The 23226-nt window shown below is 69.9% G+C and carries 21 protein-coding genes and 2 pseudogenes; 20 read left to right on the top strand and 3 right to left on the bottom strand.

What is annotated here, in order from left to right; translation table 11 throughout:
* The first annotated feature begins 299 nt into the window (after window positions 1-299).
* From ACN6LM_RS19370 to ACN6LM_RS19355, 4 genes and pseudogenes are all read left to right on the top strand, one after another.
* On the top strand, window positions 300-1595 hold the full coding sequence (locus tag ACN6LM_RS19370) for a CitMHS family transporter (RefSeq protein WP_445066642.1): 1296 nt from the start codon (window positions 300-302) through the stop codon (window positions 1593-1595).
* A gap of 175 nt (window positions 1596-1770) precedes the next feature.
* Entirely contained in the window at window positions 1771-1971 is a 201-nt protein-coding gene (locus ACN6LM_RS19365; protein ID WP_445066641.1) for a hypothetical protein, read from the top strand.
* A 69-nt stretch (window positions 1972-2040) separates the two neighbouring features.
* A pseudogene (locus tag ACN6LM_RS19360) lies at window positions 2041-2277 on the top strand (aldehyde dehydrogenase family protein); the annotation flags it as partial.
* 33 nt (window positions 2278-2310) lie between these two features.
* On the top strand, window positions 2311-2763 hold the full coding sequence (locus ACN6LM_RS19355; protein WP_445066640.1) for a cupin domain-containing protein: 453 nt from the start codon (window positions 2311-2313) through the stop codon (window positions 2761-2763).
* 141 nt (window positions 2764-2904) lie between these two features.
* Here the strand turns inward: ACN6LM_RS19355 and ACN6LM_RS19350 are convergent, their stop codons facing one another.
* Window positions 2905-3720 carry a helix-turn-helix transcriptional regulator gene (locus tag ACN6LM_RS19350; protein WP_445066639.1) on the bottom strand — a complete coding sequence of 272 codons (816 nt, stop codon included), beginning with the start codon at window positions 3718-3720 and terminating at the stop codon, window positions 2905-2907.
* Window positions 3721-3792: 72 nt separating this feature from the next.
* Between ACN6LM_RS19350 and ACN6LM_RS19345 the strand changes: the two genes are divergently transcribed.
* Entirely contained in the window at window positions 3793-4509 is a 717-nt protein-coding gene (locus ACN6LM_RS19345; protein ID WP_445066638.1) for an SDR family oxidoreductase, read from the top strand.
* Between the two features lie 11 nt (window positions 4510-4520).
* Here the strand turns inward: ACN6LM_RS19345 and ACN6LM_RS19340 are convergent.
* Window positions 4521-4769, bottom strand: a pseudogene (locus ACN6LM_RS19340) (IS5/IS1182 family transposase); the annotation flags it as partial.
* Window positions 4770-5471: 702 nt separating this feature from the next.
* On the opposite strand from ACN6LM_RS19340, the gene ACN6LM_RS19335 reads away from it, so the two are divergent.
* The 15 genes from ACN6LM_RS19335 (at window position 5472) to ACN6LM_RS19265 (ending at window position 21803) form a co-directional block, all read left to right on the top strand.
* Window positions 5472-5705 (top strand): hypothetical protein, encoded by a 234-nt coding sequence (locus ACN6LM_RS19335; protein WP_445066656.1) that lies wholly within the window; start codon window positions 5472-5474, stop codon window positions 5703-5705.
* Window positions 5706-6109: 404 nt separating this feature from the next.
* Window positions 6110-7003, top strand: coding sequence for an IclR family transcriptional regulator (locus tag ACN6LM_RS19330; protein ID WP_445066637.1), 894 nt, complete (start codon window positions 6110-6112; stop codon window positions 7001-7003).
* A 43-nt stretch (window positions 7004-7046) separates the two neighbouring features.
* Window positions 7047-7559: a hypothetical protein gene (locus tag ACN6LM_RS19325; RefSeq protein WP_445066636.1), complete on the top strand. Its 513-nt coding sequence runs from the start codon at window positions 7047-7049 to the stop codon at window positions 7557-7559.
* A gap of 173 nt (window positions 7560-7732) precedes the next feature.
* Window positions 7733-8755 (top strand): TrmB family transcriptional regulator, encoded by a 1023-nt coding sequence (locus tag ACN6LM_RS19320; protein WP_445066635.1) that lies wholly within the window; start codon window positions 7733-7735, stop codon window positions 8753-8755.
* A 660-nt stretch (window positions 8756-9415) separates the two neighbouring features.
* Window positions 9416-11653 carry a M20 family metallopeptidase gene (locus ACN6LM_RS19315; protein WP_445066634.1) on the top strand — a complete coding sequence of 746 codons (2238 nt, stop codon included), beginning with the start codon at window positions 9416-9418 and terminating at the stop codon, window positions 11651-11653.
* A gap of 32 nt (window positions 11654-11685) precedes the next feature.
* Window positions 11686-12435 (top strand): orotidine-5'-phosphate decarboxylase, encoded by a 750-nt coding sequence (gene pyrF / locus ACN6LM_RS19310; RefSeq protein ID WP_445066633.1) that lies wholly within the window; start codon window positions 11686-11688, stop codon window positions 12433-12435.
* A gap of 2 nt (window positions 12436-12437) precedes the next feature.
* Window positions 12438-13232, top strand: coding sequence for a BtpA/SgcQ family protein (locus ACN6LM_RS19305; RefSeq protein ID WP_445066632.1), 795 nt, complete (start codon window positions 12438-12440; stop codon window positions 13230-13232).
* Between the two features lie 59 nt (window positions 13233-13291).
* Complete coding sequence (tmk, locus tag ACN6LM_RS19300; RefSeq protein WP_445066631.1) at window positions 13292-13945, top strand: dTMP kinase; 654 nt, start codon at window positions 13292-13294, stop codon at window positions 13943-13945.
* A gap of 495 nt (window positions 13946-14440) precedes the next feature.
* Window positions 14441-15415: a dihydroorotate dehydrogenase gene (locus ACN6LM_RS19295; RefSeq protein WP_445066630.1), complete on the top strand. Its 975-nt coding sequence runs from the start codon at window positions 14441-14443 to the stop codon at window positions 15413-15415.
* A gap of 18 nt (window positions 15416-15433) precedes the next feature.
* Window positions 15434-16702, top strand: a complete 1269-nt coding sequence (locus ACN6LM_RS19290; RefSeq protein WP_445066629.1) for an MFS transporter — start codon at window positions 15434-15436, stop codon at window positions 16700-16702.
* A 50-nt stretch (window positions 16703-16752) separates the two neighbouring features.
* The gene (locus ACN6LM_RS19285; protein ID WP_445066628.1) at window positions 16753-17655 is read left to right on the top strand and encodes an IclR family transcriptional regulator; all 903 of its coding nucleotides are present in this window, start codon (window positions 16753-16755) and stop codon (window positions 17653-17655) included.
* On the top strand, window positions 17652-18266 hold the full coding sequence (locus ACN6LM_RS19280) for a hypothetical protein (RefSeq protein WP_445066627.1): 615 nt from the start codon (window positions 17652-17654) through the stop codon (window positions 18264-18266). The genes ACN6LM_RS19285 and ACN6LM_RS19280 overlap by 4 nt, the downstream gene beginning before the upstream one ends.
* The gene (locus tag ACN6LM_RS19275) at window positions 18263-19567 is read left to right on the top strand and encodes a Zn-dependent hydrolase (protein WP_445066626.1); all 1305 of its coding nucleotides are present in this window, start codon (window positions 18263-18265) and stop codon (window positions 19565-19567) included. Before ACN6LM_RS19280 ends, ACN6LM_RS19275 begins: the two co-directional genes overlap by 4 nt.
* Window positions 19564-20463 (top strand): iron-sulfur cluster-binding protein, encoded by a 900-nt coding sequence (locus tag ACN6LM_RS19270; protein ID WP_445066625.1) that lies wholly within the window; start codon window positions 19564-19566, stop codon window positions 20461-20463. The genes ACN6LM_RS19275 and ACN6LM_RS19270 overlap by 4 nt, the downstream gene beginning before the upstream one ends.
* Complete coding sequence (locus ACN6LM_RS19265) at window positions 20460-21803, top strand: dihydroorotase (protein ID WP_445066624.1); 1344 nt, start codon at window positions 20460-20462, stop codon at window positions 21801-21803. The genes ACN6LM_RS19270 and ACN6LM_RS19265 overlap by 4 nt, the downstream gene beginning before the upstream one ends.
* Before the next feature lie 120 nt (window positions 21804-21923).
* Here the strand turns inward: ACN6LM_RS19265 and ACN6LM_RS19260 are convergent, their stop codons facing one another.
* Window positions 21924-23222: a glycosyltransferase gene (locus tag ACN6LM_RS19260; RefSeq protein WP_445066623.1), complete on the bottom strand. Its 1299-nt coding sequence runs from the start codon at window positions 23220-23222 to the stop codon at window positions 21924-21926.
* Window positions 23223-23226 lie beyond the last annotated feature (4 nt).

The following is a 23226-nucleotide window of genomic DNA, read 5'->3' as shown; positions in this document are numbered from 1 at the left end:
GGTTGTCCGGACTGGTCGAGGGCTGAGCCGCCCTGCCTCCCCGCACCGACCACCCGGGGTCCACAGCCATGCCTCAGGTGTACGCCTGACACCCTTACCGAGCCCGTTTTCGCCGAAATCGCGCGCCCGCCGAACCGGCCGTTCGAGAGCCGCGCCCACCATGAGTGACCAGACGCCCGAGCTGAGCACGGCCTCGCCGGTGCTGCCGGCCGCTTCCCGTACCGACATGCAATGACCCACGCGCCGTCCTGCGCCGCCGCTACGCCCGGCGGCTCTCAGCCCTGTCCCTAGGAGCAACGATGCTCGCCCTGCTCGGCTTCGCCACCCTGGGCAGCTTTATGCTGCTTGTGATGCGGAAGCACCTGTCCGCGTTCACCGCCATCATGCTCACCCCGATCGCCGCCGCCCTCATCGCGGGCAAGGGTGCGAAGCTCGGCGACATGATCATGAGCGGCCTGGACACCGTCGCGCCCACCGCGGCCCTGCTCCTCTTCGCCGTCCTCTACTTCGGCCTGATGATGGAGATGAAGCTCTTCGAGCCCATCGTCCAGGCGATCCTCCGCGCGTCCAAGGGCGACCCCCTGCGCATCGTGATCGGCACCGCCGTGCTGTCACTGTGCGTCGCCCTCGACGGCGACGGCACGACCAGCTACATGATCGTCTGTTCGGCGTTCCTGCCCATCTACCGCCGCCTGGGCATGAGCCCCCTCGTTCTGGCCACGCTCGCAGCCATGTCGTTGGGCACCATTTCCGGCAGCACTCCCTGGGGCGGCGCCGCCACCCGTGGCATCAGCGTCCTGCACCTCAACGCCAGTGAGTACTTCGTCCACATGATCGGCCCGATGGCCCTCACCAGTCTGGCCATCATCGCCGTCGCCTACTGGCTCGGCCTGCGCGAGCGCCGCCGGATCGACGCGGAAAAGCTCGACGCCTACAAGCTGGAGATCGCCTCCGGAGAGGCATTCGAGCCGGTCAAGGCCGACTGGCGCATGTGGTTCAACGCCGCCCTCACCGTCGTGCTCATGGTTCTGCTCATCCTCGAGGTCGCCGACCTCCTGGTGCTCTTCATGGTCGCGTTCGTGATCGCGCTGCTCGTCAACATCCGCGCCATCGACGGCCAGCAGGACCTCATCAAGCGCCAGGCCGCCAACGCCGTCCCCGTGATGATCCTCGTCCTGGCCGCCGGCGTCTTCACGGGCATCATGACCGACTCCGGCATGATCAAGGCCATGGCGGACGCCGCTCTCTCGATCGTCCCCGACAGCTGGGGCAACGTCATACCCCTGTTCACCGCCCTCCTGGCACTGCCGCTCGGCTTCTTCATGTCGAACGACGGCTTCTGGTTCGGCGTGATCCCCGTTCTCGCCGAATCCGCCGGCCACTACGGCATCAGCCCCAACGAGATCGCCCGCGCGGGTGCCATCGGCCAGATCCTCCACATGATGGGCCCCACCAGCGCCCCGCTGTGGGTCCTCATCGGCCTGGTCAAGACCGAGCTCGGCGACTTCCAGAAGCACGCCCTGCGCTGGGGCGTCCTCGTCTCGTTCGGCTACATCGCCTTCGCGGTCCTCACCGGAGCGATCAGCGTCACCTGATCTCACGCGCTTCCACATGGGATTCCCCATGTTCGTTCAGCCGTACGAGTCTCCGTACGTACAGCCCACCGGGCACGCGGCACATACGTGGCAGGCCATGCCGGCCCGTCCTGCCGCACACCTCGTCCCACGCGATCGTGATCACACCGGTCGGAAAGGCGAGCCCCGTGGACCGATGTCCGGTCCGAGCAAGAAGCCGTCCCCGGCGTCACCGGCCACGGCCATTCCCGAGCCCACCTCTCTGATCCTGCCCATCGCGATGCCGCGCGGCCGGCGCTACGGGACGAACGACGGGCTCCGGCGGGCCGCAGTCCTGATCACCGGTGCGGTCGGCGCCGAGATCCGCCGCACCATCGAGCACACCGGAGAGACCTGATGATCGTTTCCAGCAACCCGGTCACCGGCACCGAATGCGCCCGCTACACCCCGCAGTCGCCCCCGGTGGTCAAACCGGACCGACTACGGCCTGGGCGCCGCTCTGTGGACGGCCGACCTGGACCGCGCCCGCCGGCTCGCCCGCGACCTGGACGCCGGTGCCGTCTTCGTCAACGGCATGGTCGCCTCCGACCCGCGCCTGCCCTTCGGCGGCATCAAGAAGTCCGGCTACGGCCGGGAGTTGGGCGGCGAAGGCATCCGCGAGTTCGTCAACACCAAGACCGTCTGGATCGGCCCGGCCACCTGAACACCCCGCACCCGACCCCGCACGGAGAAGCCTGTGAACCACCCCACCGACGACCCCTGCTTCGCCTTCTTCCCGCCCGTCGTGCTGCGCCCGGCAGAGCTGACCGCCTTCAGCCGGGGCGGCGGCGCCCGCACCATCCCGCTCGTCACCCGGGCCGTCGGCGCCGAGGTCTTCCTCACCGGCCAGACCCTCTTCGAGGGCGGCGCGGGCATCGCCCTGCACACCCATAACTGTCCGGAAAGCGTGACGATCCTCGAAGGCGACGCCATCGTGGAGATCGACGGCACCGAACACCACGTGACCCGCTTCGACACCACCTACGTCCCCGCCGGCACCCCCCACCGCTTCCGCAACGCCTCCGGCACCGAACCCATGCGGATCCTGTGGATCTACGCCACCGTCGACGCCACCCGCACCCTCGTCGAGACAGGAGTCACCGCACGGGTCGACGCCGAGCACAACAAGGCCGCCGCAGCCCGCGACTGACCCCATTGCGTCCCGGGAGCAGGAAGGCGGACCGCCGTGATCCGCGTGATCCACCTGGTGAAGCAGAGGCATGCCCAGTTCGGCCGGTGCCGTCTCGACGGCGGACATCAGCGCCTGTGCCTCCGCGGCCGCCCCCTCGTTTCAGGTCGCCGGCCTGGCCAGCCTGTGCAGGGCGCGCGCGGCAGGTGATCCGGGGTCGGCCGTGATCAGGACGACTTCCTGGTCGTCCTCGGGTACGAGCAGGACGTCGCAGTTCAACCGCAGCGTGCCGGCTTCCGGGTGGTCCAGGGTCTTGGTGCGGTGCCCGGGAGCGTGGACCGGACGTGTCTGCCAGAGCTGCCGGAACTCCTCGCTGCCGAGCCGCAGTTCGGCCAGCAGGGCCGTCACCTGCGGGTCGTGCGGGTAGCGGTCGGCGGCCCGGCGAAGCCGCGCCACCACGATGTTCCCGAACTCCTCGGCGCTGGAGCTCTCATACATCCGTCCCTGGCCCAGGAAGCGGCGCCGGGCCAGGTTCGTCGTCCCACGCGCGAGGTCGCCGCCGAGCAGCGCCTGGGCCAGGCGGTTCCAGGCGACGACGCCGTACACCGCGTCAGTGACGATGGCAGCGGTCTCCGGGAGCCGCTCCAGCATCCGGGCCACGTGCGGGCGTACCCGCCGCACGGCATTGCCGCCGGGCGGCGCGCTCGATCCCGCCAGGCGGAACAGGTGGCTGCGCTCGGCCGGCGTGAGCCGCAGGGCCTGGGCCAGTGCGTCCAGGATCCGGGGCGATGGCCGCGGTCCCCGGGCCTGCTCAAGCCGCGTGTAGTAGTCGACCGACATGTGGGCGAGCTCCGCCACCTCCTCGCGGCGCAGGCCCGGCGTACGGCGGGCGCCGCCCGTCGTCGTCAGCCCGGCCTCGTGCGGACGCAGGCCCGCCCGACGGTCCCGCAGGAAGCGGGCCAGCTCCTGCCGCGCCATGCCACCTCCTGCCGCCTACCTGGTACAGACTGTCCCTGGCAGGGCACCCGCCGCCAGGGGACCGTAGTTTCCATGAACGATCGCATAGCTCTGGTCACCGGTGCCAACAAGGGCATCGGCAAGCACATCGCCCGGCTGCTCGCGGCCGAGGGCCTCACCGTGTACGTGGGCGCCCGCGACGCGGGGCGCGGACAGCGGGCCGTCGAGGAGATCGGTCCCGGCGCCCGGCCGCTGATCCTCGACGTGACGGATCCCGACGGCATCGCACGAGCCGCGGCTCAGGTGGAACGCCTGGACGTGCTGGTCAACAACGCCGGCATCTCACCGTCGCTCGCCTCTCCGGCCGACACCCTCGTCGAGGACTACCGGCGCACGTACGAGACCAACGTATTCGGGGTGATGGCGGTGACCAATGCCTTCCTGCCCGCCCTGCGCCGGTCCCCGCACCCCCGCATCGTCAACATCTCCAGTGGCACCGCGTCGCTGACCTGGAGCACGAATCCCAACCCCCAATTCACCCCGGGAAACGGCAACGGTGCCGCCTACCGGTCGTCCAAGGCCGCCCTCAACGCCCTCACCGTCTTCTACGCTCAGACGCTGGCCGAGGACGGCTTCAAGGTCAACTCGCTCGCCCCCGGCGTGCGGGCCACCGATCTCAATCCCCGGGCCGCCGCTGTCGGCGGCGACCCGGCCGAGGCGGCTCAGGGGGCCCTCCGCCTGGCCCTGCTGCCGGAGGACGGCCCCACCGGCGGCTTCTTCTCCTGGGACGGAACGCCCGTGCCCTGGTGATCGGTGACCAGTCATGGGCGGCGTCGGGGACGGGTGTCCCAGCGGTGGGTCGTCCGTGCCTGGCGGATCAGGCTACGAGCGGAAATGACGGCGTCGGCGAGGTCGAAGAAGGCGCCGGTGACGCTGGTCCGGCGCTCGTGGCAGCGGACGAGGCGGTGGAAGGCGTTCTGCCAGGCGTGAGTGCGGCTCACGTGCCACCTCTGACTTGCCTGGATCGGCGCCTTCTCGCCTTGGTGCGCGATCCGGCCGTGCGGGCCGCGATGGCATCGGGTGCGATGACTCCGTACGGGATGCGGCACCTGTTCCGGCGGCCAACTGGGACGCCGACGCCGTCCGTGACGACGTGCGGGGATGGTTGTGAAGGCGTGCGACTCGCCGGCCATGCCGCCCGTGCGCATGATGTGTGTGGTGTGGGCGTTACGGGCGCCACCCTGACGCTGTAGCGACTCCCGCTGGGCGGACCCCGCGCTTCCCGCCCGGCGGGGACTTCGCCGGCGGGGGCGGGCGGGGCGGCCGACACCACCCCCGGCGCGTGAAAACTGGCGCAACTGCAGAGGCTGGTGACGGCCCTGAATCCCCATCATCGGGGTGACTCCGGATAAGCACGTCATTCAGCGGAAAAGCTGTCACAGCCGGTGAATCGGCTCAATCCGGGTGAGCGTGAGCGAGACCTTCCTCCGTGCTCCGCAGTGCGCTGGTTTCCGCCACGCGGAGGAGTGGGGAACACCTGCTTCCGCTCCGTGGAGGTTCTGGGTGCAAGGTCCCTGACCTGCTATTTGTCCATGCCTGAGAATCCAACAAGAGTCAACGCGACGCCTCTTGACGGTGCAGACGGCGACGACGCATAGTCACTTTGTCCGCGAGGCGGAGGGGGAGTCTTCGTGTGGTGGAGGTGTGGGCGTGGGAGTCGACGTGGATGACCGGGACCGGTTGGTCGGAGAGACGCCGAGGTCAGAGGCGAAATCCGGCCACAGCACGCGGCCCGGAGAACGTGCACCGTCCCGGGCATCGGTATCGGTGCCCGGGGTCTCCCGGGTCCTGCGATCAAGCCGCCGGCCTGCCTGGCAGGCCGCCGCGGCCATCGGATTCCCGTAGCGAACCGCGGAGGGATCAACGCGGCCGCCGACGCCGTCGCATTCCTCCCTTCCGGTGCGACTGCCGTACAGGTGGGCACCGCGACCCCTGACCGTCGGTGAGCCGAGGTCGAGACCGTCCGCACACTCGACGAGGCATGCCGCGCTCGGCGCCGTCCACGTCGCCGACATCCATCGCCTCCGCCGCCACAGGAGAACGTATGCGAGGGGCCGACGCCTTCCCGATGAACGACGGGGCCGATGCGATGGCCGTGGCGGGTTCGCCGCGTCCCGCGCCCGTCAGCCCGTCCGGAGAGAACGTGGTCTTCGCCTCGTCCTATCGGCACGCGAGGGGCGGCTTACCTCTGCTGATGCCGTCCTTCGCGCTCTCCGCGGTCGGTCGGGAACTCCGCTTGCCACCAGCTATGTGATCGACATGGCCACGAGGCTGCTGATACCACCTGACCGCCGCGCCACCGGCCACGTCGCGCAGCCCAGCCGATAGCAGTTGCACTAAGGAGACCTCCATGCAAGTTGTGGTTCGAGCGCTAGAAGTGCTGCGGGCCGTGGCGGCCAAGCCCAAGGGCGCCACGCTGCAGGAGCTGCACAATGAACTGGGCATCCCGACAGGAAGCCTGCACCGGCTGCTCGCCACGCTGGCGGCAGAGGCGTTCGTCACCCGCTCCGCGATGAACCGCCGCTACTTCCTCGGCCCCGTCGCCCACCAGCTAGCCGAGGGGAACCAGCACCGGTCCGCCCTTCTGGTCACCCCGCACCACGCGGTGGTCGCAGCGGCTGAGGCGAGTGGGGAGACCGTCTTTCTCACGGAACTCATCGGCGACAGGGCAGTGTGTGTCGCCCTGTCCGAAGGGCGCCACCCCCTGCGGCTGTTCGTTCGCATCGGTCAGGAGATGCCGCTGCACGCTGCCGCGTCCAGCCGGTCGATCCTGGCCTACTGCCCCGACCCCGTGGTGCGGAGACTGCTGGGCAAGCACGATCTCGTGGCGTTCACGGAGGAGACGCCCCGGACCGTCGAAGAAGTACTCGCTCACCTGGCGTTGGTGAGGACGCGTGGGTACGACGTGTGCGACGACGAGCTCGACCGGTGTGTGTGGGCCGTTTCGTCACCGATCTTCACCTCCACAGGTTCGGTTGCCGCGAGCGTGACACTCACGGCGGCGGGCGGCCGGATGCGTGATGAGCGGGCCCGCGCCGAGGCTTTGCGGACCATCCAGGCTGCGGCCCACGACCTCTCGGCCGAACTCGGCTTCAGCGGGGGGAGGCCGGACATCGCGGGCGTGCCCGCTCGGTCGACGCAGCTCCGCCAGGAGCCGAAGCACCCGGCCACGCCTCGGGAAGATCCCTGGGAGCTGCCAGGGGCGACGTCCACGAACCACCTCCCTGCGAAGGAGTCTCGATGAGCCTTCCCCCGATCCCCGCACTGAATGGAGAGAGGAACTCCTCATGAGTAACGCATCCGGCCCGAACGCCACCGTCGCCGAGGCCGTCCGGGAGTTGGGCACGGCATCCGACGTCTACGGACCGACATTGAACACGACAGTCTCCCTGAGCGCGGTGGAGCTCGTCGGTACAGCGCTCTGCGAGGCCCTGCGTCCGTGCTGTCCCACCACCCTTGCCTTCTGGAACTCCAGTGACGACAGCGTGCTCGGTCACGTCGTCGCCCGGGAGCTGGGCGCCGCAGTGGTCCGCGCGGACGAACTCGCGGGAATCGCCGCTCTCTCCAACGAGATCCCCGCCGGGGCGCGCGTCGTCCTGTTCGCCACCGCCTGGACCAACGAGAAGTACCTGAAGGCACTTACGGCGATCGTCCGAAAGCGTTCGGCCGAAGTCGTGGCTGTGGCCTCGGTGTTCGAGAGCCCGGCAGCGCACCACCTCGGGGTGCCGGCGGTCTGCCTGCTCGACGCGGACGGCCGGGAGGCCGAAGGGCCGGCAAGGACCTCGGAAGCCGAGGCATGACCCGTCTCAGCGAACCCCATGTGATGGGAGCGCTCCCAGAACGCTTGGGCGATGATCACGGGCATCGTCCAGGCGCCACTCCTGCGCCAGGCATGGTGACCACCGGCCGCGCTGGACGCCTGCGCCAAGCGGCGCCACACCACGGTCATCCGTTCTCCGCTGAAAGAGGCATCATGCAGCCCGCTGTTGCTACGTCGGATTCCGCCGAAGAGATGATGCCGCAGCTCTGGGAGCTCGAGGGTGCCACGGACACCGTCTACCGAGCGATACTGCGACGCCCCGGAGTGCGGGTCGACGATCTCCAGGCCAGCCTGCAGATCGGCCAGGGAGAGTTCCGCCAGGCCCTGCGCACACTCTCCGACCTCGCACTCATTCACAACTCCTGGGAGAGGGCCGGGGACATACACCCGGTCAGCCCGCAACTCGGCTTCCAGGCGCTGCTGGCCAGAAAGCAGGGCGACATCGCCCGACAGCAACTGGCGCTGGAGGAGACCCGTGTGCAACTGGGCTCGATGGTCGACCACTACATGGTGCAGTTCGCGGCCGCTCGGGGCATGGGCGTCGAGCGCATCCATGGAGCCGCCACCGTGCGTATGCGCACTCGGCAGTTGATGTCGGTCACCGAACGGGAACTGATGGTGCTTGCCCCGGACGGGCCGCCGGGGGAGGGGGACGGGCCGATGTCCGAACCGCTGACGGAGACGATGTTGTCCCGCCCGATCGAGGTACGGGCTGTGTGCCCCGAGCGTGTATGCCGAGCCCGGGGGCCGGAGGGGCAGTCGCCGGAGCCGGCGCAGCGCCCCGCGGAGTACCGAACGGTGCCGGAACTCTCCATCTCTCTCCGCATTGCGGACCGCCGGACGGCCTTGGTCCAACTGAACAGCGAAGACCCGTTGCGCGAGGCACTCGTCATCGAGGAACCCGCCATGGTCGCCATCCTGGTCTCGTTCTTCGAGACCGTCTGGTTCTCGGCCGTCCCGCTCAGTGCGGCAACGCGTGGCGACGAGGCGCTTTCGCCGCAGCACCTCGAACTACTCCACCTGCTCGGGGAGGGGCTCACGGATGAAGCCGCGGCGAGGAGGATGGGCATCTCGCTGCGGACCGAGCGCCGGATGCTCACCAAGCTCTCGCAGTGTCTCAACGCGCAAAGCAGATTCCAGCTGGGGCAACGCGTCGCCGAGCGCCGGCTGCTGTAGCCGCGCCGCAGGTCGCCTTGTGCAGTGGACGGCGGCGGCGCTGTACGCGAAGCCGCCGCCGTCCGACTACCTTACTTGCAGTTCTGGCAGCCGCGCTTCACGGCACCGGTCGACAGCTGGCGCAGGACATCAGAGTTCACGTTCATGGTTAATCTCCGAATCGATTGGTATGCCTGGTGGCATACGCGGTCAGAAAGCGGTTCCGAACCGACTGGATATTCTGGAACCGCCGAGATGAAGCGTCCCACTCCGAATCCGTGAGTGCTACTCAATTCGCGTGGCACGAATAAGCCTGGCATGTTCTTGCCGTGAACTCATGTGGCACGAAAGTGCCTGGAGACTTTGTGTCACCCTTCGGGGGTGGCCCATCTCCACGCGGTCCGGCACGCTTCTGCGGGGGCGAATGCCAGGAGCCCGCTTCGAAGGCCGTTGCTCAGGTAAGGACTTCAGATGACATGCAAACACGTCACGAGTGAGGGTTCTGCGGCGGGTCGGGCAATTCTGGAGGGGCAGCCTTCGTGCATGTGCCAGCTCATGAAGAAGTCGCCCAGGCTGCCGTGCGGCAGCTGTGGGAGCCGATAGCCGGCGGCACGGCAGCCGCCACGACTTTGCGCGAGAACAAGACCTGAGAGGGCTGCGTCGATGACGGCACCTGGACACATGGACTTCGAAGGATTGCTCGGCGTCAGGCGACGCGCCGCGCGCGAGGAACTCGCCGAGACCGTGCGAGCACTGGCGGCGCAGCAGGAGCCGCACAGCAAAGCCATCCCTGTGGCACCGCTGCACGCCTTCTACGAACCAAGGCTCTACAGCCAGCTGGTACTCGGTGGATTTCCCTCCATGACGGCCGACCAGCTTCTTCTCGCCGGCACACCGGGCGAAGGGACCGAATTCTCCGTCCTCACGGATGACGAAGGCGTGGTCCATCTCCCCGGCCTCGGGCGGTACGCGACCGGGCGCCGCTCCGTCGCACTCTCCGTCCACCGCGTGTCGGAGACCGGTGCGCTCGAACTGGAGGGCGGCGACGAGACGTACGCGATCGAGCCGGCCGGTTTCGTTCCGGGTACCCGCATCGAGCTCGCCGAGCGGCTCGACCCTCTGTTGCGGACGTTCCTCGAGATGTACATCGACGAACCCGAGGAACTGACCGTCGTCAGCGATGGCAGCGCGTACCTGCCGCAGATCGGGCGCGCACTCGAAGTGATCGCGGCCGTGAGCCCTGGGTACCACCAGGCCCTCGTCGAGTCCCTGCGGGCGGTCCTGCTCTTCCGGCACCCGACGGCGGAGTCGTTCGCGGCTCTGGGCATGCACGGCATGATCTTTCTCAACGTTCCCGAGGGAGCGGGCGCCGACTACTTCGTCGAGGAACTCGTCCACCAGGGGGGCCACGTGCTCTTCAGCGAGGCGACCCTCCACCGTGGTGACTTCTTCCGCGTGGACCCCGAAGCCCCTCTCGCGGAGATCATCGGGCAGGAGGACCCGCGGAATGTGTACGACGCCTTCCACGGGCTGTTCACGGAGCACATGGAATACCAGATCGTTCTCGGCGCCCTGGATGGCGGTCCGGACCTTGCCGATGAGCGCCCCTCCTTCGAAGAGCACCTGCGCTCTGTGGCTGCCCGGCACCAACGCGACCTGCGCTTGATCGAGCCGCACGCGGACAAGGTCTTCACCGACCTCGGCAACGAGGTGTTCACCGCCTTCCAGCAGACCTGTGAGCGGGCAGCACGCAGCCATCCCGGGCTGTTCGGTGGCCCCACCGATGCGGAGCAGCTGCTGCGTGAGCTGATCGCGATCCCGAGCGTCAATCCGCTGCTGCCGGGGTCCGAAGGTGTCCCGGACGAGCGGGACGTGGCCGCCTTCGTGGCGGAACGGCTGCGGACGGCGGGCGTCGAGGTCCACACCCAGGAGATATCCGCCGGCCGGTGCAACGTGATCGCCAGGCTGCCCCGCGCGGGAGAGGCCGACGACAACGTCGTCCTGCTCAGCGCCCACATGGACACCTATCCGGCGGGCGGCCCGCGCGCGGCGTACGAACCGGTCGGTGACGGACGCACGCTGTACGGACGAGGCAGCGCGGACGCCAAGGGGTCGCTGGCGGCCATGATGACCGCCTTCCTCCAGGCCGCGGCCGAGCCGAACAGGCGTGAGGCGTATCTGGCCGCCACCGTCGACGAGGAGTGCCTTCTGCGCGGCGTTCGCGGTCTGGCCGAGCACGGTATGCGCCCCACCCTGGGCATCACCGGCGAGCCCACCCTGCTGGCCCCCGTCGCTGCGCAGAAGGGCATCGTCCGCGGCACGTTCCTGGTAAGCGGGCCCCCCTGCCACGCGGCCTATCCCGCTGACGTCACCGCCGTCTCCTGCGCGGCCGAACTGGTCGCCGCCGTCGGCCGATTGAATACGGCCCTGGGCGCCCGTCCCGGTCACTCCTCGCTGGGTTCCCCCACCGTGACGGTCACCCGGCTGGACAGCTCCGGCGGGATGAATCTCAGCGCGGCGGAAGTGACCGTCGCCTTCGACGCCCGCTTCCTGCCGGGGACGACCGGCGAGGAGTTCGCCACGGGCATGGAGAGTGAGCTGTGCGCACTACTGCCGGCCCACGTGGACTTCGCCCTCCAGCCGTTGGCCTTCGTCTCACCGCCCAACGAGGCGCCGTCGGCGGACCCGCTGGTCGCCGAGTTCTACGCGGTAGTGAGAGACGTGGCGGGGACCTGCGAACCGGAGGCATTCTCCTACGGCAGTGAGGCGGGCGTGCTGGCGGAGTTCTGCCGGGCGAGCCTGGTTTTCGGCCCCGGCGACGCGCGCTGCTCACACGCCGAAACCGAGGGCGTCGAACTCGGACAACTCACCGCGGCCACCGAGATCTATCGCAGCATCCTGCTCGGCGTTCAGCCGTGACGGCGGCACCCCCATCAAGACAGGAACATGAAGTGACAGCAGCATCCCCCAATCGCCCGCTCGAGACCGCACGCGAGCGTCTGTGCCTGGCCCTCGACCTCCACGACCGAAGCGAGATCCTGCGCCTGGTGGATGAGTTGAAGGACCTCATCGGGTACTTCAAGCTCAACTCGGCCTTCACGCTCCACGGGCCCGAGCTCGTCCGGGAGATCCTGGAGCGGGATGTCAAGGTCTTCATGGACCTCAAACTCCATGACATCCCCAACACCCTCTCCGGTTACGGCCATGCCGTGACGAGCCTCGGCGCCCACATCGTCACCCTGCACACGGGCGGCGGTGTCGAGATGATGCGCGCGGCGGTGACCGCGGCGGACAGGACGGCCGCGGAACTGGGCGTCGAGCGTCCGAAGCTGGTGGGCGTCACCCTGCTCACCAGTGTCGACAGGCAGACACTCAACGGCGACCTCAATGTGCCCGGCACGATCGAGGACGAGGTCGGGCGCAGGGCCCTGCTGGCCGCCGAGGCGGGCCTCGACGGCATCGTCTGCGCGCCCTCCGAGATCGAGGCGGTCAAGCACGGTCTGCCGGAGGACTTCTTCTACGTGACGCCGGGCACTCGGTCTCCGGGCGAGAGCGGTAACGATCACAAGCGGATCGGCACCCATGCCGAGGCACTGGCCGGCGGCTCATCGCTGCTGGTCCTGGGGCGCCGTATCCATCACGCACACGACCGCCGCCGGGCCGCCCTCGAGGTGCTGCGCGAGATCGAAGGAGCGGCCTGAGCATGCTTCGCCTGCCTGACAAGGCCGTCATCGCCTGCGTGCACCTTCCGCCGACCCCCGGGGCCCCCGGGTACGGCGGTAGCGTCGACCACATCTACGAGTCGGCGCTCGCCGATGCCGCGGTCTTCCTGCGACACGGTGTGGACGCCCTGATCGTCGAGAACTTCAGGGACGCCCCGTTCTACCCGCAGACCGTCCCGCCGGAGACTGTCGCCACCATCGCCGGCGTCACACGTGAAGTCGTCAGGATGTCGTCCGTGCCCACGGGCGTCGCGGTGCTGCGCAACGACGCTTCGGCGGCCCTGGCCATCGCCACGGCGACGGGCGCCGCCTTCATCCGCGTCAACGTGCACGTCGGCGCGGTTCTGTCCGAGCAGGGAGTCGTCACGGGCAACAGCCACGAGACCCTGCGTCTGCGGCGGGCCCTGGGCAGCGATGTCGCGATCCTCGCCGACGCGCGGGTCAAGCACTCCCAGCCGTGGGCCTATCCCAGCCTTGCCACCGAGGTCAGGGACCTCTCGCCGCGAGCGGACGGCATCGTCGTCTCCGGCGAGCTCACGGGTCTCGAGACCAGCCCTGAGGACCTGCTGACGGCGCGCAAGGCCAGTAGCGGCCCCTTGTACGTCGGCTCCGGCACCACCCCTGAGAACCTGCCCACCGTGTACCCGCACGCCGACGGGTTCATCGTCGGCAGCTACTTCAAGGTGGACGGAGTACCTGGAAACCAGGTGGACGAATCAAGGGTGGCCACCTTCATGGCAGAGGTGCGAACGCTGCGCGAGAGTGCACAGCCGTGACCCTGCCCCACAGCAATCCGCAACAAGCAGAGCAAGCACAACAAGCACAGGGACGGAACATGCCAGAGCGCAGGGTCGACGACGCGGCCATGGCCGAGCTCTTCAAACCGGAGCGCACCGACAAGGGACTGCTCGTATCCATCGTCGGATTCGATGGATCGGGCAAGACCACGCAGATCGAGCGGGTCGCCGAGGCCCTTCGTGCCACGGGCCGCGAAGTGGTGGAGACCCGCCAGCCCACGGACTGGTACCGGGAGCTGCCACAGGTCCGGGTCTTCCACGACCAGGGCGGCTCGGTGGAGGCCGCGTACATCCTCGCCCTACTGGCTGCCGCCGACCGGCGCCGGCATGTGATGGAGGTGATCGATCCGGCGTTGGAGCGCGGGGCCGTGGTGCTCTGCGACCGCTACATCTACGCCACTCTCGGCGTGCTCGTGCACCGCGGCGTCGATTTTCGGTTCCTGGCGACGATCAATCAGGGGATCCCACGTCCCGACCACGCGTTCTACCTCCGCCTTCCGACCGACCAACTGCTGCGCCGCCTGCACGAACGCGACGGCGGAAAGCTGCAGTTCGAGGAAAGGTCGGCCGAACGTATCGAGTCCATCACCCGCACGTACGAGGAACTCGGGGCCGAGTTGGTCCACATCGATGGCACCGCCCCCCGTGAGGAGGTCACGGAGTCGATCCTCCGCCACATGCGGAACGGCTGAACAGGGCGGGCGGAGGTGCGCGGCCGGCCTCTGCGGAGTGGCTGCCGCAGAGCACGGTGAAGCCCTCTGAGCCCGCTGCTGGAGACGGCATCCCATCGCGCTGGTATCGGGGCGCTCCGTCCCGATGCCAGCGCGGCGTCGCCGCCGCCCTCGGACGAAACGTCCACTGCGCACCACATGATGAATTGTCCGTCCCCTCCGGCGATGCCACGCGGCATGCGCCGGTTACTCATTTCTGCGCCCGGCCGCGGTGCTCGGCTCGCCAGGAACGGCGCATCTTTGTCATCCCGTGGCACCTGAGGATGTTTTTGTTTCCGTGAGGCGGAGATTCCCAATCCAGTTCTCCCGTGAAGTGGAATCGTTTAGCCATAGGGGTGTGAGCTGCCCTTTCAGTGCTTTGGGAACCCAGGAGACCAATCTCATCGGAATCTCTTGACAGAGGCGGATGCCGAACACATCCTCAATTCATCCACGACGCGGAGGAGCTTTTTCCATATGACGGATGATTGTGACGGCCCACTGGTCCTCGACGATCGCGACCGTCTGTTCGACGCAATCGCCGACACCGGTATGGACCTGACGGTCGACATCGGCAGGCTCACCCTGGCGAATCCGGTGATGCCGGCGTCCGGCTGCTTCGGCCCCGAGCTGGGCGGCCTGATGCCGGTCGGCAGCCTCGGAGCCGTGGTGACCAAGACGCTGTTCGCCGACCAGCGTTCGGGGAACCCCGCCCACCGGCTGACCGAGAGCGCGCACGGCATGCTGAACAGCGTGGGCATCCCGAGTCCCGGCACCGCCGGGTTCAAGCGGGATGTACTGCCCGCCTACCGGGCCTTCGGTGTGCCGGTGGTGGCGAGCGTGGGCGGGTTGACCGTCGACGAGTACTGGCGGGTGGTCGATGAGCTGGCCGACTCCGATGCCGACGCGTTCGAGGTCAACGTTTCCTGCCCCAACCTCGAACACGGCGGCCTGGCGATCGGCACCGACGCCGCGGCGGTCGAGAGGGTGGTGGCGGGCATCGCCGCCCGGACCAGCATTCCCCTCCTGGTCAAACTGACCCCGAACGTGACCTCCATCGGTGATGTGGCGCGCGCCGCGGAGTACGCGGGCGCCACCGCGGTCACCGTCTGCAACACCTTCCCCGGCATGGCGATCGACATCCGATCCCGCCGCCCTGTGCTCGGCAACGGCATCGGCGGGCTCTCGGGCCCGGCGGTCAAGCCGCTGGCGCTGCGGCTGGTCTGGCAGGCGGCGTCCGCGGTCGACATCCCCGTTGTCGGATGCGGGGGTATCGGCACCGCCCGCGACGTCGTGGAGTTCCTGCTCGCCGGGGCGACGGCGGTGCAGGTCGGCACGGCGACCTTCACCCACCCCTACGCCATGGCCGAGATCGTCCGCGATCTGCCCGTCCTGTGCGCCGACCTCGGCGCCGCCCGTCCGAACGAACTCATCGGCGGACTCCACTCTTAATTCCCTGCGGGAGAATTCATGTTCGACGTTGGCGACGCGACAGTGCAGGTGCCTGACTCCGGTCGGCCGGATACCGCGGCAGAGGAGGAGAAGGTCAGCCCGTATGCCAAGAAGGCGGTCGTCGCCTCCTCGCTCGGCTATGCGATGGACGGCTTCGACCTGCTCATCCTCGGCTTCTCGCTGTCGGCGATATCCGCGGACCTGAGCCTGGGCGATACCCAGGCCGGATCGCTGGCCACGATCACACTGTTCGGCGCGGTGCTCGGCGGGGTGGTCTTCGGGATCCTGGCCGACCGGATCGGCCGGGTGAAGATGCTGACCTACTCGGTCGTCTTCTTCGCGGTGTTCACCGGCCTGACCGCGCTGGCCCACAGCTTCGCCGAGATCGCCGTCTACCGGTTCCTCGCCGGTATCGGCATCGGCGGCGAGTTCGGTATCGGCATGACGCTGGCCGCCGAGGCGTGGCCGGCCAGGAAGCGGGCCAGGGCCACCGCCTGGGTCGGCCTGGGCTGGCAGGCCGGGGTCCTGGTCGCCGCTCTGGTCTCGGCGCCCGTGCTGGGGCTCTGGGGCTGGCGCGGGCTGTTCCTGCTCGGCGCGCTGCCCGCCGTGATCGCCATCGTCTTCCGCTCCCGCCTGCACGAGCCGGAGAAGTTCGTCGCCTACAAGGCGAGCCAGCAGAACAAGCCCAAGGTCTCGCTGCGACTGCTGGTCGCCGACGGCAGGACCACCCGCACGACCATCGGCGTGCTGGTCCTCACCTCGGTCCAGAACTTCGGCTACTACGGCATCATGATCTGGCTGCCGACGTACCTGGCCGACCGGTTCGACTACAGCCTCACCAAGTCGTCCGCCTGGACGGCGGTCACTGTCATCGGTATGGGTGTGGGCATCTTCGTCTTCGGGCAGCTCGCCGACCGGATCGGCCGCCGCAGGTCCTTCTGGGCGTTCCAATTCGGCGCCGCCGTCTCGGTGTTGATCTACAGTCAGCTCGTGTCGCCGTGGGCACTGCTTGTCGGCGGCGCCGTCATGGGCGCGTTCGCCAACGGGATGATCGGCGGGTACGGTGCGCTGATAGCCGAGCTGTACCCCACCTCGGTGCGCTCCACCGCGCAGAACGTCCTGTTCAACATCGGGCGCGCTGTGGGCGGTATGGCCCCCGTCGCGGTGGCGATGGCCGCTGATGAGGTCGGGCTCGGCATGGCGATCGGCCTGCTCACCGTGATCTACGTCCTGGATATGGCTGCCATGTTCCTCATCCCCGAGCAGCGTGCACAGGAACTCGCATGAGCCCGGCGGCGGCCACCTCCTCCCGCCCCACCGCTCTCTGGAGACAGAACGTGCAAGTTGTCATTCGCGCGCTGAACGTGTTGCGTGCCCTCGCTCCGAAGACCAGGGGCGCCACGCTGCAGGAACTGCACGAAGAGCTGGACATCCCGGTCGGCAGCCTGCACCGCGTGCTCGCCACACTGACCGAGCAGGACTTCGTCACCCGCTCCCCGGCCAACCGGCGCTTCTTCCTCGGCCAGGAAGCCCGCCGGCTCGCGGATCAGAACGCCGACCGGTCGGCCCTGCTGTTCGCTCCGCACCCGGCGATCTCCGCCGCGGCGGAGGCCAGCGGCGAGACGGTGTTCCTCACCGAACTCATCGGCGACCGCGCGGTGTGCGTCGCTCTGTCCGAGGGCCGCCACCCGTTGCGGCTGTTCGTCCGCATCGGGCAGGAGATGCCCCTGCACGCTGCGGCGTCCGGCCGGTCGCTCCTGTCCCATCTGCCCGAACGGGCCGTGCAGGACCTGGTCGGGAAGCGTCCGCTGACCGCGTTCACCGCGGACACCCCGACCACGGTCGAGGCGGTGCTCGAACACCTCGCGCTGGTGCGGGCCCGCGGATACGACGTCTGCGACGACGAACTCGACCGCGGCGTCTGGGCGGTGGCCGCCCCGGTCTTCACCTCCACCGGCACGACGGCCGCCAGCGTGACTCTCGCCGCCGCCGGTGGCCGGATGCGCGACCCGCTCGTCCGCGCGACCGCCGTGCAGACCGTCCTCACGGCCGCCCGCGCCCTCTCCGACGGGCTGGGCTTCACCAGCGAGTGGCGGGACGCGGCGGCCGAGCCGGCCGGCACCCCGGCGGCCGCCGATCGGGGCCCCGTCCCGGCGGACGAGGCCGCGGGAGGGCCGCCCGAGGAGCCGGCTCCCACCGGGACCAGGACGACGCGTACCGCCACGAGGAGCCCTCGATGACCCTTGACCAAGAGCTCGCCGCGGCCACCGACGTGTCGGCGGTCTTCCTCGACCCCGCCAGGCGCCGCGCCGAACTCCGCGCCGACATCCTGGCCGCCGCTCACGTGGGCGGGAGCACGGCCGGCTCCGGAACCGCCACCTCGGCGGGTGGCACCCTCGACCCCTTCGCGTTCCAGATCCGGCCGACGATCCTGCGCCGGGTCGCCGCGCTGATGGCCGAGGAACTGCCCGTCCGTGTCGACCGCCTGGTCACCTCGGACCCCGTCGGCACCGCGCTGACCACCGCCGTCGCACTCCACACCGGTCTGCCCTTCACCCTCGTGGGAGAGGCCGGGGCCGGTGACGGGCCGGCAAGGCTGCGCGGGGAGATCCACAGCGGCGAACAGGTCGCCGTCCTCGACCCCGTGACCACGACCGGCGGACGCGCCGCACGCATCGCACGGCTGGTGCGCGCCCGCGGCGCCCGTACCGCCGGGGTCTTCACCGTGATCGACGGGGGGCAGGGCGCCGGCGCCGCACTCGCCGGCGCGGGCCACGCGTTGCACGCACTGTTCCCCGCGGACGACGGCGCGATCCTCGCCACCCACGTCACCACAGGGGGACAGGTATGAGTACGCCCACCATCGACACCGCCCCGCTCAGCGCGGACCCGCAGCGCCTGCAGACCCTGCTCGACGCTTTCGCCGAGCTGTCCGAGCCGGGGGCGGGGCCGGGTGTCACCCGGCTCGCCTATACCCCGCTGGAACGGCGGGCCCACGAGGTGTTCGCCCGCGAGATGCGCGCTCTCGGCCTGACGGTGCGGACCGACGCGGCCGGTAACACCATCGCCGAGCGGGCCGGCGACACGGCCGGACTCCCCGCCCTGGGAACCGGATCGCACCTGGACAGCGTGCCGAACGCCGGAGGATTCGACGGCATCGCCGGCGTGGTCGCCGCGATGGAGACCGCCCGGATGTACGCGGAGCGGGACATCCGGCACGCCCACCCGATCCGGTTCGTGGCCTTCGCCGCCGAGGAGGGCGCACGCTTCGGCCAGGCGTGTACCGGCAGCAGGATCATCGCCGGGCTCACCGCGCCCGAGGACCTGGACGTCAAACGCGATGCCCACGGCACCACCCTGGCCGAGGCCATGCGGTCGGTCGGCTTCCCACCCGAGCATGTGGCCGAAGCACGGTGGAGGTCCGAGGACTGGGCGGCCTTCCTCGAACTCCACATCGAACAGGGCGGCGTCCTGGAATCGACCGGCATCCCGGTCGGGGTGGTCGACCTGATCTCCGGCAGCACCCGGCTGCTGCTGGACATCACCGGCCGCGCCTCGCACACCGGCGGCACGCCGATGCACCTGCGGGCCGACGCGATGACCGCTGCCGCGGAGATCGTGCTGCTGATCGAGTCGATCGCCAACGACGCCCGGCACCGGGGCACTCGGGCGACCGTCGGCCGCATGGAGGCGTTGCCCGGGTCGATCACCACCATCGCCGGCCGGGTCCAGTTGTACGTCGACGTCCGCGACGTGGACAGCGACCGCCAGCGCTTCGCAGCCGCGGAGATCGTCGAACGGGCGCAGGCGGCCTGTACGCACCGCGGGGTGAAGTTCACCGCACGCACCCTCGCCGACGCCTCACCCGTCATCCTGCCCGGCTGGCTGCGCGACACGATCGCCGGTACCTGCGCCGGACTGGGCGTCGACTACCGCGTCCTGCCCAGCGGCGCCAGCCACGACTCACAGATGGTCAACCACGTGGTCCCGACCGGCATGATCTTCGTGCCGAGCCGGGACGGCATCAGCCACAGCCCCGTGGAGTGGACCAGTACCGACGAACTGGCGGTCGGAACCGAGGTGCTGGCCGCGAGCCTGCTCGGGCTCGACCGGCAGTTCGACCGCCGCGACGAGAAGGAGGACCGGGCGTGAGCACCGCAGCGCCGGTACGCAAGGCGGCCACGACGGCCGGGACAAGGACGGTCCGTGAGGTCCTCACGCCGATCCGCCCGGAGCGCAGTACCCGGCCGAGGCCCACCTGGCACCGGGCGAAGGTGCTGGAGCACCGCTTGCTCTCGGACCGTTACCACTATCTGCGCCTTGAGGCGCCGAGCATCGCGCGGCTGACCCGGGCCGGACAGTTCGTCATGCTCACGGCCGTCCGCGAAGGCGAACCCGGCCCGGCGCTGCCGCGGCCGATGGCCGTCTATCGCCGGGACACCGAGGCCGGGACCATCGAGATCATCTACGGCGTGGTGGGCGCCGGCACCCGCGCGCTGAGCGCCTTCCGGCCGGGCGAGCGCATGCTCGTCGTCGGCCCGCTGGGCCAGGGCTTCCAGCTCGCACCGGACGCGGGGAAGGTGCTGCTGGTCGGCCGTGGCATCGGCACCTGCTCGCTGACCACCGTTGCCCAGGAGCTGGCAGGTACCGGCACCGACGTCGTCGCGGTCGCCAGCGGCCGGGACGAGCACACGGTGATCGGCGGGCAGCTGTACCGCGAATGCGGCGCCTCAGCGCTCTACGAGGTCACCGATGTCGCCGGCACCAGCGCCGTCGAAGCCCTGCGCGAGCGCCTGACCACCGACCTGGACGCCGAGCCGCCGCAGCAGATCATGACCTGCGGATCCGAGCGCCTGGCCCACTTGTGCCGGGACCTCGGCACCAGGTGGAACGCCGACGTCCAGGTGTCGCTCGAAGCCCACATGGCCTGCGGCCTCGGCTACTGCCACGGCTGTGCGACCGGCACCCGCAGCGGCCCGGAGGAGTCACCTCTGATCTGCAAGGACGGCCCCGTCTTCCGGCTCGACCGCTCGGAGGCCCGCCGATGACCACGGTGAACGTCCCCGCCGTGGCCCGGCATCGAGGCACTCTCGGCACAGCGGTCCTGCACGGCGTACGCGTCCTGGGCGGCGAGCCCACCGAGGTCCTCGTACGGGAGGGCCGGATCGCCGGCATCGGCACCACCGGACGAAGCGGTGCCGCCGCCCGTCGGATCGATGCCACCGGGCTGGTGATGCTGCCCGCCTTCGTCGACCTGCACACCCACCTGAGGGAACCCGGCGGCGGGGGCAGCGAGACCATCGCCTCGGGCACCCGCGCCGCAGCGGCCGGGGGCTACTCCGACGTCTTCGCGATGGCCAACTGCCAACCGGTCACCGATTCGCCCGAGCGCATCGCACACATCGCCGGCACCGGGGAGCGCGTCGGCTCCTGTCGGGTCCACCCGGTAGGAGCCATCACCCTGGACCTGGCCGGCCGGGACCCGGCACCCCTCGCCGCCATGGCCCTCGCCGGTGCCCGGATGTTCTCCGACGACGGCCGCTGCGTGGACGATGCCGCCCTGCTGCGCGCCGCGCTCGTCGAGAGCGCCCGCGCCGGCACGGTCATCGCCCAGCACGCACAGTGCGGCGACCTCGCCCGCGAGGGACAGATCAACGCCGGCGCCGCCGCCGAGCGCACCGGCCTGCCGCCCTGGCCGGGCGTGGCCGAGGAGACCATAGTGGCCCGCGACGCGGTCCTCGCCGGTGAGACCGGTGCCAGGCTGCACGTCTGCCACGTCTCGACCGCCGGGACGGTCGAGATCGTCCGGTGGGCGAAGCAGCGCGGCTGGCCGGTCACCGCCGAGGTCGCGCCCCATCATCTGCTGCTCGACGACACCCGCGCCGTCGGTGGAGACACCGTCTACAAGGTGAACCCCCCACTGCGCACCGCGCGGGACGTCACCGCCCTCCACCAGGGCCTTCGCGACGGAACGATCGACGCGATAGCAACGGACCACGCCCCGCACCCCGCCCATCGCAAGGCCGCCGACTGGTGCCACGCCCCGTTCGGCATGATCGGTCTGGAGACCGCGCTCTCCGTGGTCGCCGAGGTCCTGGGTGACGGCGCCGAGCCCGACTGGGCGCTGGTCGCCGCCCTCATGGCGCACCGGCCCGCCGTCATCGGCGGCATCGAGGCCACCGCGGGCCGCCCGCTGCGGGCGGGCGAACCCGCCACCTTCACCCTGGTCGATCCGCACGCCGACTGGCAGGTCGACGCCTCCGAGGGCGAGAGCCTCTCCCGTAACACCCCGTTCGCGGCCCTGCGCTTCCGGCACCGTGTGGTCGCCACGGCTGTGCACGGCCTCGTGACCGCGGACCGGGGCCGCCTGCTCGGCACACGCGCTTGAGCAGGGAGCCGGGGACCGGGAGCGGAGCGGAAGCCGCCGCGCCCGGTCCCCGGCCTCGCCGAGGCGCCCCGTCGCCACCTCCGGCGGGCCCGGGGCCCGGCGGACGGCGGCCCGGCGCGTTCAGGCTCCGCCCACCGGCAGTTGCATGATCCCGGCGAGGTCGTCGTCGACGGACCCCGCAGGCCCGCCCAGCTGCCCGATCGGGCCGGACGGGCTCCAGGTCAGCAAGGTGCGCCCGGCATAGAACCGCTGACCGTTCCGAGTGATCTGCGGGCGGGGGTGGAACATGTGGAGAAGCACGTCGTCGAACCGGTCGACTGGCACGACGACGTTGAGGCGGAACGCGAAGTCCAGATCCTCCCCGCCCCAGCCCTCGAACCGCTCGTCCAGCCCGCCCACACGGTGGAACGTGCTGCTCCGCACCCAGATGCAGTGCCCGGGAGGCTGCCGGAGACGGACTCCGCCGATGATGCCCAACGGGATGTCCTGGGCTCCCTCGACGCAGCGCCGAGTGATCGCCAGGTCCGTGGACGCCGGGTCCATGCACAGCGGGTCACGGAACGGCCAGTGCGCCTGGTGGCCGGGGGAGCGGAACCTGGTGACGTTCCGCTCCAGGAAGTCGTGGCCGACCAGGATGTCGGCATCGTGGACGCAGATGATCCCGGCGTCATCGCCGGCCTGGACCACTCCGGCGTTCACGGCCCAGGACTTGTTGAAGTGGCCGTCGCACGGCAGGTGCAGGTAGTGGTCGGCGCGTTGCCGGATCAACTCCGCGTGCCGCGGTTCGGAGTCGGCTTCCACGACGACGACGCGGTACTCCTCCCGCGGCAGGGACTGGTCCCCGAGGGCGGACAGGCAGGCCAGCAGGTTCCGGAGGCGGCTCCGGTCCGCCGACCTGTCGCGGAAGGGGATGACGACCGTGACGGTCGGCCGGCCGGCTCCGGGCGCGACGGGCCCGGGCGCGGGCACGTCGGCCGCCGCGACCGGTGCCACCTGTGCGGGGATTTCGCCGAGGTGCATGTAGAGCCGGCTGGCGGCGTCGGCACGGACGGCCTGCAGGGCGAGGGCGCGCCACGCCTGCCGCCGTTCCGGGGGGCCGTCTGTGCTTCGGGTGTCGCAGCCGAGCGCGATTCCCGGCTCGGTCAGTTCAGCGAGTCTCCGGGCCGGGCCCGGCCGAAGAGGCCCGCTGAGCGCGGCGTCCAGGGCATCGAGGAGCTCCGCGGCCCCGTCGGCCTGTGCCGCGGCCTTCAGACAGGACACCACCTGATGGTGCTCGGCGGCGGACATGTCCCAGTAGTCGAGGGCAGCGGTCTGCGCGAACTCGTCCTGGACGAGCGCGATGCTGCTGATCACCATCGCGGTGATGTCGGTCCGGGACGGCAGGATCCGGAGCGGTGCGTCCGATGGGGTCTTGGTCATGGTC

It is taken from the genome of Streptomyces sp. SAS_281, assembly GCF_052542855.1.
This window is presented reverse-complemented; position numbering and strand designations above follow the sequence as displayed.

Bases quoted from the DNA above. Each gene is read 5' to 3' on its own strand.
- ACN6LM_RS19280 (WP_445066627.1), top strand. From the start codon at position 17,652: ATGACCCTTGACCAAGAGCTCGCCGCGGCCACCGACGTGTCGGCGGTC.
- ACN6LM_RS19345 (WP_445066638.1), top strand. From the start codon at position 3,793: ATGAACGATCGCATAGCTCTGGTCACCGGTGCCAACAAGGGCATCGGC.
- ACN6LM_RS19370 (WP_445066642.1), top strand. From the start codon at position 300: ATGCTCGCCCTGCTCGGCTTCGCCACCCTGGGCAGCTTTATGCTGCTT.
- ACN6LM_RS19275 (WP_445066626.1), top strand. From the start codon at position 18,263: ATGAGTACGCCCACCATCGACACCGCCCCGCTCAGCGCGGACCCGCAG.
- ACN6LM_RS19320 (WP_445066635.1), top strand. From the start codon at position 7,733: ATGCAGCCCGCTGTTGCTACGTCGGATTCCGCCGAAGAGATGATGCCG.
- ACN6LM_RS19295 (WP_445066630.1), top strand. From the start codon at position 14,441: ATGACGGATGATTGTGACGGCCCACTGGTCCTCGACGATCGCGACCGT.
- ACN6LM_RS19365 (WP_445066641.1), top strand. From the start codon at position 1,771: ATGTCCGGTCCGAGCAAGAAGCCGTCCCCGGCGTCACCGGCCACGGCC.
- ACN6LM_RS19305 (WP_445066632.1), top strand. From the start codon at position 12,438: ATGCTTCGCCTGCCTGACAAGGCCGTCATCGCCTGCGTGCACCTTCCG.
- tmk (WP_445066631.1), top strand. From the start codon at position 13,292: ATGCCAGAGCGCAGGGTCGACGACGCGGCCATGGCCGAGCTCTTCAAA.
- ACN6LM_RS19315 (WP_445066634.1), top strand. From the start codon at position 9,416: ATGGACTTCGAAGGATTGCTCGGCGTCAGGCGACGCGCCGCGCGCGAG.
- ACN6LM_RS19330 (WP_445066637.1), top strand. From the start codon at position 6,110: ATGCAAGTTGTGGTTCGAGCGCTAGAAGTGCTGCGGGCCGTGGCGGCC.
- ACN6LM_RS19290 (WP_445066629.1), top strand. From the start codon at position 15,434: ATGTTCGACGTTGGCGACGCGACAGTGCAGGTGCCTGACTCCGGTCGG.
- ACN6LM_RS19265 (WP_445066624.1), top strand. From the start codon at position 20,460: ATGACCACGGTGAACGTCCCCGCCGTGGCCCGGCATCGAGGCACTCTC.
- ACN6LM_RS19260 (WP_445066623.1), bottom strand. From the start codon at position 23,222: ATGACCAAGACCCCATCGGACGCACCGCTCCGGATCCTGCCGTCCCGG.
- ACN6LM_RS19325 (WP_445066636.1), top strand. From the start codon at position 7,047: ATGAGTAACGCATCCGGCCCGAACGCCACCGTCGCCGAGGCCGTCCGG.
- ACN6LM_RS19350 (WP_445066639.1), bottom strand. From the start codon at position 3,720: ATGGCGCGGCAGGAGCTGGCCCGCTTCCTGCGGGACCGTCGGGCGGGC.